This window comes from Zoogloea sp. (assembly GCF_041914405.1).
Lineage (GTDB): Bacteria > Pseudomonadota > Gammaproteobacteria > Burkholderiales > Rhodocyclaceae > Zoogloea.
Genome location: NZ_JAYSDK010000062.1, coordinates 1 through 10,605, shown reverse-complemented (window position 1 = coordinate 10,605; position 10,605 = coordinate 1). Strand labels below are relative to the sequence as shown.

At 66.1% G+C, this 10,605-nt stretch carries 11 protein-coding genes; 7 read left to right on the top strand and 4 right to left on the bottom strand.

The window, feature by feature from the left end; all coding sequences use genetic code 11:
• Window positions 1–62 precede the first annotated feature (62 nt).
• Window positions 63–1,724, bottom strand: coding sequence for an ATP-binding domain-containing protein (locus tag ACE3RX_RS22530; RefSeq protein WP_374487211.1), 1,662 nt, complete (start codon window positions 1,722–1,724; stop codon window positions 63–65).
• A gap of 226 nt (window positions 1,725–1,950) precedes the next feature.
• On the opposite strand from ACE3RX_RS22530, the gene nirJ reads away from it, so the two are divergent.
• Entirely contained in the window at window positions 1,951–3,144 is a 1,194-nt protein-coding gene (nirJ, locus tag ACE3RX_RS22525; RefSeq protein WP_374487210.1) for a heme d1 biosynthesis radical SAM protein NirJ, read from the top strand.
• Between the two features lie 94 nt (window positions 3,145–3,238).
• Window positions 3,239–4,798 carry a cytochrome D1 domain-containing protein gene (locus tag ACE3RX_RS22520; protein WP_374487209.1) on the top strand — a complete coding sequence of 520 codons (1,560 nt, stop codon included), beginning with the start codon at window positions 3,239–3,241 and terminating at the stop codon, window positions 4,796–4,798.
• 21 nt (window positions 4,799–4,819) lie between these two features.
• Here the strand turns inward: ACE3RX_RS22520 and ACE3RX_RS22515 are convergent, their stop codons facing one another.
• Window positions 4,820–5,176: a hypothetical protein gene (locus ACE3RX_RS22515; RefSeq protein WP_374487208.1), complete on the bottom strand. Its 357-nt coding sequence runs from the start codon at window positions 5,174–5,176 to the stop codon at window positions 4,820–4,822.
• A 166-nt stretch (window positions 5,177–5,342) separates the two neighbouring features.
• Between ACE3RX_RS22515 and ACE3RX_RS22510 the strand changes: the two genes are divergently transcribed.
• On the top strand, window positions 5,343–5,579 hold the full coding sequence (locus ACE3RX_RS22510) for a DUF2249 domain-containing protein (RefSeq protein ID WP_374487207.1): 237 nt from the start codon (window positions 5,343–5,345) through the stop codon (window positions 5,577–5,579).
• A 16-nt stretch (window positions 5,580–5,595) separates the two neighbouring features.
• Here the strand turns inward: ACE3RX_RS22510 and ACE3RX_RS22505 are convergent, their stop codons facing one another.
• The gene (locus ACE3RX_RS22505; protein WP_374487206.1) at window positions 5,596–6,291 is read right to left on the bottom strand and encodes a Crp/Fnr family transcriptional regulator; all 696 of its coding nucleotides are present in this window, start codon (window positions 6,289–6,291) and stop codon (window positions 5,596–5,598) included.
• A 91-nt stretch (window positions 6,292–6,382) separates the two neighbouring features.
• Between ACE3RX_RS22505 and ACE3RX_RS22500 the strand changes: the two genes are divergently transcribed.
• The 3 genes from ACE3RX_RS22500 (at window position 6,383) to ACE3RX_RS22490 (ending at window position 9,513) form a co-directional block, all read left to right on the top strand.
• Window positions 6,383–7,657 carry an NnrS family protein gene (locus tag ACE3RX_RS22500; protein WP_374487205.1) on the top strand — a complete coding sequence of 425 codons (1,275 nt, stop codon included), beginning with the start codon at window positions 6,383–6,385 and terminating at the stop codon, window positions 7,655–7,657.
• A 117-nt stretch (window positions 7,658–7,774) separates the two neighbouring features.
• Window positions 7,775–8,536, top strand: a complete 762-nt coding sequence (locus ACE3RX_RS22495) for a TerC family protein (protein WP_374487204.1) — start codon at window positions 7,775–7,777, stop codon at window positions 8,534–8,536.
• Window positions 8,533–9,513: a serine/threonine protein kinase gene (locus tag ACE3RX_RS22490; protein ID WP_374487203.1), complete on the top strand. Its 981-nt coding sequence runs from the start codon at window positions 8,533–8,535 to the stop codon at window positions 9,511–9,513. Before ACE3RX_RS22495 ends, ACE3RX_RS22490 begins: the two co-directional genes overlap by 4 nt.
• Window positions 9,514–9,525: 12 nt before the next feature.
• On the opposite strand, the gene ACE3RX_RS22485 is transcribed toward ACE3RX_RS22490, so the two are convergent.
• On the bottom strand, window positions 9,526–10,002 hold the full coding sequence (locus tag ACE3RX_RS22485; protein ID WP_374487202.1) for an HAD domain-containing protein: 477 nt from the start codon (window positions 10,000–10,002) through the stop codon (window positions 9,526–9,528).
• 181 nt (window positions 10,003–10,183) lie between these two features.
• Here ACE3RX_RS22485 and ACE3RX_RS22480 point away from each other — a divergent pair.
• Window positions 10,184–10,605, top strand: a 422-nt coding sequence (locus tag ACE3RX_RS22480) for an SDR family oxidoreductase (RefSeq protein WP_374487201.1), incomplete at its 3' end; no start/stop codon positions are given.

The following is a 10,605-nucleotide window of genomic DNA, read 5'->3' as shown; positions in this document are numbered from 1 at the left end:
CACCATTCGACAAAATAATTCTCGAGCAGGTGCCCAGTGCCCAGCAGACGATTGCTGACAGGCTACAACCGCTCTTGGTCTGCGCTATTCAGCCGCGACTGAAGAAGTGACGCCACGCGCTCAGATACCACGAGCGTCAACTTCATCGTCGCCCGGGTAGCGCCGACAAACAGCCGCCGCACAGCCTTTTCATCGAGCGCCTCAAAGTCTACCTCGGTCAGGATCACGCAAGGTGCCGCCCGCCCCTTGAAGCGCAATACGGAGTCCGTGAGGATGTCGCCCTCGGTCAGAATCGGATTGCCCAGCAGGTCGTAGCGCCCCGTCGGAGCCTTCAGCGAATAGGGGCCGAGTCGCGTGAATGGCGTCAGTGCCGAATGCTCACGCCCGCGATAGCTGATAAGCGCGATGTGTGAACGCTTGAAGCCCAGACCGATGGCACGGGTGACTGCGCTGACCGAGCGGGCCACCAGTTCGTCGGGCGTCGTGTAGATCAGGATCTCGATGTCCGACCCACTCAGCGGACTACCAGCCTCGACCGGATGTTCCAGCGGCAGCAATAGATTGAGGGACGCGAGGATGTCTTTCGGGCTGCGGTAATTGATGTCCGAACGCAGGGTCACCCAGCCCGGCAGCCGGACCTGCGGCAGGCCGTAGAGGTTTTGCATCGGATCTTCCAGCCACCAGGCGCGACCACCAGGGCGCAGGAAGCGCAGCAGATTGTCGGCCCAGCGGGCATGGAAGTCCTGCCCTTCGTCGATGATGATCTCGTCGAAACAATCGGCCTCATCCGGAACATACTTGTCCAGGAAGCCTTCCAGCCGGGTGAACGCGCCCTCACGGCTGAAATCCGGCACTTCGCCGGCCGCCTGACAGACACGATCCGCCAGCTGGTGATAAGTGAGAACCTGACCGCCCGGCGGAGCGATCAGCGCGATGTGGTCGGCCAGCGGCCGGTTGTAACAGATATAGAGCGGCTTGCGCCCGGCAGCGAGCGCATCCCGATAGACCGCCATCGCCAGCTGGGTCTTGCCCGAGCCGGCGGTGCCGATCACACGCAGGCGGAAGGGCTCGCACTCGATGCGCCGCGCCCACTCCGCTAAACCGCCGGCCAGCCGGGTATATAGTGCATGCGCCTCGCCAACGACCGCATGCACTTCCGGCACCAGTTGCAGCACGTCACCCAGGAAGCGGTGCAGCTTGTCCTTATAGAGAACCGATTCGCCCCGCGCCGGCAGGATGGAACGCACGGTGTGCGCCAGGTAATCCCGCTTGCTCGCATCGATGATGCGCGCCGGATCGATACCCGCGATGCCGGGCTGTTTCACAGTGTAGTCCGGGCAGAACAGCAGCGTATCGACCTGCGGCGACTCCGTCCCGCAGATCGCCCTCAGACGCTGGGTCAGCGCATCAACGGTCCGGGCGAGCTGCAGCGGCACGCTCTTGTCCTTCTGGGCGTAGCGCTTCACCAGGCCTTCCGGCGTCTCGGCCAGGAAGCCGGATTTCTGCTCGATCAGCAGCAGCTTGCCGGTCGGCCCGACGATCGCGAAATCGATCTCGCCAACGATGGCGTAATTACCCTGCTGGACCCGCGTCCAGTGCACGCCGTGATAAACGGTGTAAGTGTCGTCCAACTCCGCGGCAAGAATCGCCAGGGTTTCGATTTCGCGCTGGGCGGCGCCACTGGCCTTCAACTCGCGCCAGCCTTCGGGATGAATGACAGCCATATAGGGGATTCTCTCAATCGATTCGGAGCGGATTGCAGTCGAGCCATTCTGTCAGCCCTGCCCGGTGATTATCATGCGGCTCGCCACACCAGATGCAGCTCCTATACATATAGAAGCAGTGGCAAACGTAGATCCGCCTCACATGCAGATGCCCGGTTGATACCCATCAAGGCCGGGGGCCCCTCCCCACGGGGACAATGCCCAAAACCCTTCGGAAGGTGAGGCCATGTTCCGCATTTCGAGCTATATCCGCGAGATCGCCACCCCCACGCCCCTCGGCCCGCGCCGCTCGCCACCGGGGCCGGTGGTCATCTGGAACCTGATTCGCCGCTGCAATCTGACCTGCAAGCACTGCTACTCGATTTCCGCCGACAAGGACTTCGCCGGCGAACTCGACACGCAGGAGGTCTTCCACGTGATGGACGACCTGAAAGCCTTCCGCGTGCCGGTGCTGATCCTCTCCGGTGGCGAGCCCCTGCTGCGGCCGGACATCTTCGAGATCGCGGGCCGTGCCAAAGCGATGGGCTTCTACGTCGGCCTGTCGTCCAACGGCACGCTGATCGACAAAGACAATATCGATGCGATCGCCGCCGTGGACTTCGACTACGTCGGCGTCAGCCTGGACGGCATCCGCGCGACCCACGACAAGTTCCGTCGCCTCGACGGCGCCTTCGAGCGTTCGCTGGCCGGCCTGCGCCTGTGCCGCGAGCTCGGCGTGAAAATCGGCGTGCGCTTCACGATGACCCAGGACAACGCCACCGACCTGCCCGCCGTGCTGCAACTGGTGGAGGATGAAGGCATCGACCGCTTCTACTTCTCGCACCTCAACTACGCCGGGCGCGGTAACAAGAACCGCGCCGACGATGCCCACCACATCCTCACCCGCAAGGCGATGGATCTGCTGTTCGACACGGCCTGGGACTGCGAACGGCGCGGCCTCGACAAGGACTTCACCACCGGCAACAACGACGCCGACGGCCCCTTCTTCCTGCACTGGGTGCAACGGCGCTTCCCGCAGCACGCGGCCCATGTGGAAGCCAAGCTGCGGCAATGGGGCGGGAACTCCAGCGGCGTCAACGTGGCCAACATCGACAACCTGGGCAACGTCCATCCGGACACCATGTGGTGGCACCACACCCTCGGCAACGTCCGCGAGCGCAGCTTCGGCGACATCTGGACCGACCTGTCCGACCCGTTGCTGGCTGGCCTCAAGCAGTCGCCGCGGCCGGTCAAGGGGCGCTGCGCCGACTGCCGCTACCTGTCCATCTGCAACGGCAATACCCGCGTGCGGGCCCAGCAACTGACCGGCGACCCATGGCAGGAAGACCCCGGCTGCTATCTCGACAATGCCGAGATCGGCGTCGCCGACGGCGAGCGCCTGGAAGTGAAGCCATGGGTCCGGCTGCAGTCCGTGGCCTGACACTGTAAGCCGTAGGGGCGAATTCATTCGCCCAGAGTCGGCTGAACGAAGTCCGCGGGCGAATGAATTCGCCCCCACAAGGGACCGTAGCACCATGATCAAGCGTCTCATCCCCACCATCGCCCTCGCCGCGCTGGCCTTCACCACCCTGCCGGCCCGGGCCGGCGCACCGGAACTCTTCGCCCAGCACTGCGCCAGCTGCCATGGCACCAGCCGACTGGGCGCGATGGGGCCAGCCCTGTTACCGGAGAGCCTTGAGCGCCTGAAACGCAAGGACGCCGTCGCAACGATCCGCGACGGACGCACCGCGACGCAGATGCCGCCCTTCTCGGCGGTGCTGTCCGCCGCCGAGATCGACGCCCTCGCCGACTGGATCTACTCGCCGGTCAGCCCCGCGCCCACCTGGAGCGCCGCCGACATCCGGGCCTCACGCGTTGAGCCCTTCCCGCCCGGCAGCCTGCCGGACGCCCGCCAGGGTGATGTGGCGAAGGCCGATCCGATGAACCTGTTCATCGTCGTCGAGGCCGGCGACCACCACGTGAGCGTGCTCGACGGCGACCGCATGGAGCGCATCTTTCGATTCCCGTCCCGCTACGCGCTGCACGGCGGCCCCAAGTTCACGCCAGATGGGCGCTACGTGTTCTTCGCGTCCCGCGACGGTTGGGTCAGCAAGTTCGACATCTGGAACCTGAAGGTCGTCGCCGAAGTGCGCGCCGGCCTCAACACCCGCAACGCAGCCGTATCCAGCGACGGGCGCTACGTGGCGGTGGCCAACTACCTACCCGGCAACCTGGCCATCTTCGACGCCGACCTCAAGCTGCTCAAGCTCATCGACGGCCGCAACCTGAAGGGCGACGCCGCTTCACGCATCTCCGCGGTATACGACGCCGCGCCGCGCAAGAGCTTCGTGGTCGGCCTGAAAGACTTGCCGGAGATCTGGGAAATCTCCTACGACCCGGCCGCCAAGCCTTTCCACGATGGCTACGTGCACGACTACAAGATGGGCGAGGCGATCGCCACGCCCGGCTACCTCAACCCGCGCCGCACGCTGCTGGAAGAGCCCCTCGACGACTTCTTCTTCACCCAGGACTACACCAACGTGGTCGGTGCCAGCCGGGACGGACACGGCAAGGTGGTCAATCTCGATGTGCGCCGACCAATCAGCAACCTGGATCTGCCCGGCATGCCGCACCTGGGTTCCGGCATTTCCTGGCTACGGGACGGCCATCGCGTCGTGGCCAGCACCAACCTGAAGGACGCACGGGTCAGCGTCATCGACATGCAGAATTGGCAGACCGTCGCCACCATCCCCACGCTGGGGCCCGGCTTCTTCCTGCGCAGCCATGAGAACAGCCCCTACGCATGGGTCGACTCGATGATGAGCCCAACCGCAAGAGACACCTTGCAGGTCATCGACAAGCAGAGCCTGCAGGTCGTCGCCCAAGTCCGCCCCGAACCGGGCAAGACCTTTGCCCACGTGGAATTCGACCGCAACGGCCGCTACGTGATCGCCAGCCTGATGGAGAAGGAGGGTGCGCTGATCTTCCTCGACGCCAAGACTTTCAAGGAGATCAAGCGGCTGCCGGCCTCGAAGCCGATCGGCAAGTACAACCTGTTCAACAAGATCCAGCGCTCGGAAGGCACCAGCCACTAGTCCAGAGCCGTGCCGGCCTCCTCAACAGCCCAGACCCGCACGCTTGGCCTGATGGGCCTGCCGCTGCGCCGTCAGTTGCTCGATGGCCGCCTTTGAGCGGGGATCACGCAGCGCGGCATCCGCGCCGCGGATGACTTCCAGCAGTTCAGCGCACACCGCCGCCTTTCCGGCGGCATCCAGATTCTCCGGAATGTCAGGGCTCCCGGTGACCGGTGCCGCGGGCTCGGGCTGCGCGGCTCGCCGGACCGCCTCTGCGGCCACCGGCGCCTCTTCGCGGGGCTCGGCCTCCCGCCAGTTGTCCACGCCACCATGCGTGGACCAATACGCCACCACGCCCGTAATCAGCACCGCGGCGACCACTACGCTACCTTCCCTCATCGTCGGCTCTCGCTGCACAAGGCGCGGAATGTACCATTCTGGGCACACCACCGCCCGTGCGCTCCGCCACGCGAGCGATCTGCCGCTTGAGCGCGGTCAAGGCTTGCGTTTCCAGCAGGGGCCAATCTGTCATGCCCCCTGAGCTGCCCCCAAGCGGAGAAACACCATGACCGATGCCCTGCCCCCCGTCATCGTCGACGCCCGCGGCCTGATGCCGCCGGAGCCCCTCAACCTGACCCTCGAAGCCCTCGACACCCTGCCACCGGGCGGCGAGGTGATCCTGCTGATCTACCGGGAACCGACGCCGCTATACGACATTCTGCGGCGCAACGGCTACACCCATCGCACCGAGATGAACAGCGATGGCGAATTCGCGATCCACATCCGCCACGCCGCGGCCTGAGCGGCGGGCGGCGGCCTCAGTCGTGTTCGGCCAGGCGGGCGGCGTCGTGAATCACGATGTGCTTGCCCTGCACCGAGATCAGACCGGCGTCGGACAGCTCATGGAAGATCCGCGACAGCGTCTCCGGCGTCAGGCTCAGGCGCGACGCGATGACCTGCTTGCTGGTCGGCAACTCGACGTTGTGGGTGCCGTCCTTCGGCGCGCAGGGCGCGCTTTCAGCCAGCTGCAGCAGGTAGCCGATGACCCGCTGGGTGGACGAGCGCAGCGCGTAGGACTCGACGTCCCGCACCATGGTGTGCAGGCGGATCGACATGCCGGCCAGCAGCTTGCGCGCAAAGCGCGGGTCCTGCTCGATCTGCTCGAACACCGCCGACGCGCCGATGTGCAGCACCAGCGTGTCGGCCAGCGCCTCACCGAGCACCGGATAGGGCTGGTCGAGGAACATCACCGCCTCGCCGAAGCTCTGCAGCGGCCCGAGGATCTCGACGACCTTCTCGTTGCCCTGGGCGGACGTGAAGGCCAGCTTGATCTGTCCCCACACCACCAGGAAGAAGCCTTTCGGCAGATCGCCGCGCTGGAACAGGCGGTCGCCCTTCTGCAGGCGCTTCTCCCGCGTCGCCGCCGCCAGCTGGGCCAGATCCTCCGGCGCCAGTGCGCTGAACAGGGGCATCCGGCTGAGCAGGCCGGGAATATCGATCTTGTCGGTGGACATGGCGCGGATTCTCGTGTTGGGCGAAGTACAACACCAGATTCTAACCCTCTCTGTCCGCCCGGAAACCTCTGTACGGAGTCCTTACCCCTTTATGGATAAGCCCATTTCATTGCAGGCGCGCCCCACGGGTGCCGCACCTCAACCCACCGCCGAGCCCCCCACGTCGGGTACCGCGGTCCTCTTCGCCGCCCCCCACCGGTCGATGTTCCTGGCCGGCGCCGTGCAGACCCTGCTGGCCTTCGCACCGTGGGCGTGGGAACTACTGGCCCGCAACGGCCTTCTACCGCCCCCCGCCTGGCCGTGGCCGCCGGCTTGGGTACACGGCCTGTGGGCCGCCTACGGCATCTTCCCGTTCTTCGTGTTCGGCTTCCTGCTGACCGCCATGCCGCGCTGGCAGGGCATGCCCGACACGCCCGGCGCGGTGGCGCGCCTGCCGTGGCGGCTGCTGGTTGCCGGCTGGCTGCTGTTCGACGCCGGCCTGTTCGTCGCCACTCCAGCGCTGCGGGTTGCCGGGCTGGCGCTGGTGCTGGCCGGCTGGCTGTTGGTCCTGCGTGCCCTTTGGCCGGTGGCCTTCAAGCCGGAAGCCCAGCGCAAGCACGCGGGTACAGCCTGGTTCGCCCTCGCCGCCGGCGCGCTCGGCCTCGTCGCCTGGCTGGCTTTCGCGGCCGGCGGCGCCCCGCTGACGGCCCGCATCGGCATCTCCATCGGCGTCTGGTGGCTGCTCGCTCCGCTGTTCATGGTGGTCAGCCACCGCATGATTCCTTTCTTCTCGTCGTCGGTACTGCCCAAGTACGAACTCGTCCGCCCCGACTGGGCGCTGCTGGTGCTGGTCGGTGCCAGCCTGATCCACGGCCTACTGGCCATGGCCGAGCACGAAGCCTGGGCCTGGCCCGCCGACCTGGCCGCCGCCGGCACGGCCCTGTGGCTGAGCTGGAAATGGCAGTTCCGGCGCAGCTTCGCGGTGCGCCTGCTGGCCATGCTGCACATCGGCTTCCTGTGGCTGGGCATCGCCTGGCTGCTGGCCGGCGTGCAAGGTCTGCTGCACGCCTTTGGCATCACGACGCTAGGCCTGGCGCCGCTGCACGCCATGGCGGTCGGCTTCTTCGCGACGATGACGCTGGCGATGGTGTCCCGCGTCACCCTCGGCCACTCCGGACGGCCGCTGGTGGCCGACGAACTGACCTGGCGGCTGGCCCTCGGCCTCCACGCCGTCGCCGCGACACGAGTGCTGGCCGATGTGCTGCCCGGCGCCCAGACCGTGCTGGCGGCGGCTGCTGCGATTGGCTGGCTGATCGTATTCACCCCCTGGGTCGCCCGCCTGGTGCCGATCTACCTGAGCCGGCGCGCCGACGGCAAGCCGGGCTAGCCCCTGCGATCTCCGTTTTGCTGCGAGGCAGCGAAGCACACCATTTTCATGCGACCATGCGCGAGCGCGGGCGGCTGACATGCCGCCCGCGTGTCCCGAAACAACCGCGCTATCGACATGGAATTCCTGACCGACCCGCAACTGCTGATCGCCTTCTTCACCCTCACCGCGCTCGAACTGGTGCTGGGCATCGACAACGTGATCTTCATCTCCATCCTGGTGGACAAGCTGCCGCCCGCCCAGCGCGGCACCGCCCGCCGGCTGGGGCTGTTCCTGGCCATGTTCATGCGGATCGGTCTGTTGATGCTGCTGTCGTGGCTGGCTGGCCTGACCGAACCCCTCGTCACGGTGCTCGAGCATGGCTTCTCCGGGCGCGACCTGATCCTGCTGGCCGGCGGCCTGTTCCTGGTCTGGAAGAGCACCCAGGAGGTGCACCAGCTGATGGAAGGCGAGGAAGGCGAAGCCTCCAGCGCCGTGCAGGCCACCTTCGGCGCGGTGCTCGTGCAAATCATCCTGATCGACATCGTGTTCTCGCTGGACTCCATCATCACCGCCATCGGCATGGTCAATCACCTGCAGGTGATGATCGCCGCGGTGGTCGCCTCCGTAGGCCTGATGATGCTTGCCTCCGGCCCGATAGGCGACTTCGTGTCGCGCCACCCCACCGTCAAGATGCTGGCCCTGTCCTTCCTGCTGGTGATCGGCGTGGTGCTGATGGCCGACGCCTTCGGCCACCACGTACCCAAGGGCTACATCTACTCGGCGATGGCCTTCTCGGTGATGGTCGAAACCCTCAACCTGCGCATGCGCAGCCGCCAGGCCGCCAAGACCGAGCCGGTCAAGCTGCACGCCGCCTATGCGCGGGAGGAGAAGCAATGACGGCCCCCTTCGGGCCGCTGACTCCCGACTTCGTGCTGTCGGCGGTAGAGGCCACCGGCCTTTTCTGCGACGGCCGGCTGCTGACCCTGAACAGCTACGAGAACCGCGTCTACCAGGTCGGCATCGAGGACAGCGCGCCACTGGTCGCCAAGTTCTACCGTCCGGCACGCTGGAGCGACGAGGCGATCCTCGAAGAACACGCCTTCCTGGCCGAACTGGCCGAGGCGGAGATCCCTGCCGTGCCGGCGCTGGCGATCGGCGGACGCACGCTGCACCACACGGACGGCTTCCGCCTGGCCCTGTTCCCGCGCCGCGGCGGCCGCGCGCCGGAGCTGGACGACCCCGAAGTACTCACCTGGCTGGGGCGCTTCCTCGGGCGCATCCATGCCATCGGCGCCCGCCAGCCTTTCGCCCACCGGCCGACGCTGGACATCCGCAGCTTCGGCGAGGAACCGCGCGACGCACTACTGGCCTCGCCCTTCCTTCCGCCGGAACTGCGCGACACCTGGCTGTCGGTGGTGAACCAGGCCCTTGACGGCGTACGCCGCTGCTTCGATCGGGCCGGCGAGCTAACGCAGATCCGGCTGCATGGCGACGTACACAGCGGCAACGTGCTGTGGACCGACGACGGCCCACATTTCGTGGATTTCGACGACGCCCGCAACGGCCCGGCGATCCAGGACCTGTGGATGCTGTTGTCCGGCGACGCCCCGGCGATGGCGCGCCAGCTCGACGCGGTCCTCGAAGGCTACGAGCAGTTCGCCCACTTCGAGCCGCGCAGCCTCAACCTGGTGGAAGCCCTGCGCACCCTGCGCTTGATCCACTACGCCGGCTGGATCGCCAGGCGTTGGGACGACCCGGCCTTCCCGGCCGCCTTCAGCTGGTTCGACACGCCGCGCTACTGGCAGGACCAGATCCTGGCGCTGCGGGAGCAGGTGGCGCTGATGGACGAATCGCCGCTAGTGCGGCAGTTCTGAGCGGGAAAGAAGTCAGGCCGGCGCGGTCGTCTCCGGCGCCTTGAACTCACCGGACCGAAAGGCGTCGAGCATGCGCCGCATGCGTCCGGCGTCCTCATCGGTGAAGCCGCGCTTAAAGTCGGTCAGCACCAGCCGGGCGCGGGTCGGCCAGTTGCCGGGCGCGTCGTCGATGGCCAGCCATTGCGCGTCGCCGCCCTTACGGGCCAGCCACTGGTGCGCCTCCCGCTCGCGCAGGCCGTACAGTTCATCGGGCTTGCGCGGGAAGATCGTCGGCGTGGTGTCGATGACCCGCGGCCGGATGTCCTCCGAAAAGCGCGCCGCCAGCTTGGGCAGCGAGAACAGCGTGCGCCAGTCGGATGCAATGACGACCCGCGTCTCCGGGTAGTCACGCAGCACTGTCTCCAGCTCCGGCAGGCAACGGAAATCTTCCACCTCGCCCCAGGGATGGGTGACGCCGTCGAAGTCGAGGAAGACGTAAACCGGGTTCATCGCCCTAGCCGCCGAGCCAGTGAGTTTTCGATCAGGATTTGACGCATCGCAACAATGACGACCCAGAAAGCTGGAAACTAAGCGTTAATGAAAAACAGCCGTGTAACAGACACGCTAGACTATTCTAAAGTCAGCGATTGTTGCAGTGCGGTAAATTTTCTTATCCCTATGGAGCCCCTTTATGAAACCCATCATCAACCTCGAAGGCAAGGTTGGCCTGATCACCGGCATCGCCAACGAAAAATCCATCTCCACCGGGGTCGCCGAGGCCTGCATCGACGCGGGCGCCAAGGTCATCATCACCTACCAGAACGAGAAGACCCTGGCCTTCATCGAGCCCATCGTCAGCCGCCTCGGCGTCGAGGACGTGATGCTGCTCGACGTGACCAAGCCGGAGATCGTCGATGATGTGTTCGCCCAGATCGACGCCAAGTACGGCAAGCTCGACTTCGCAATCCACTCGATGGCCTTCGCCAAGCGCGACGACCTGCATGGCCGTGTGGTGGACACCTCCGCCGACGGCTTCGCGCTGGCCATGGACGTGTCCACCCACTCCTTCGTGCGCCTGGCCCGCAAGGCCGAACCGCTGCTCGAGAAGGCCGG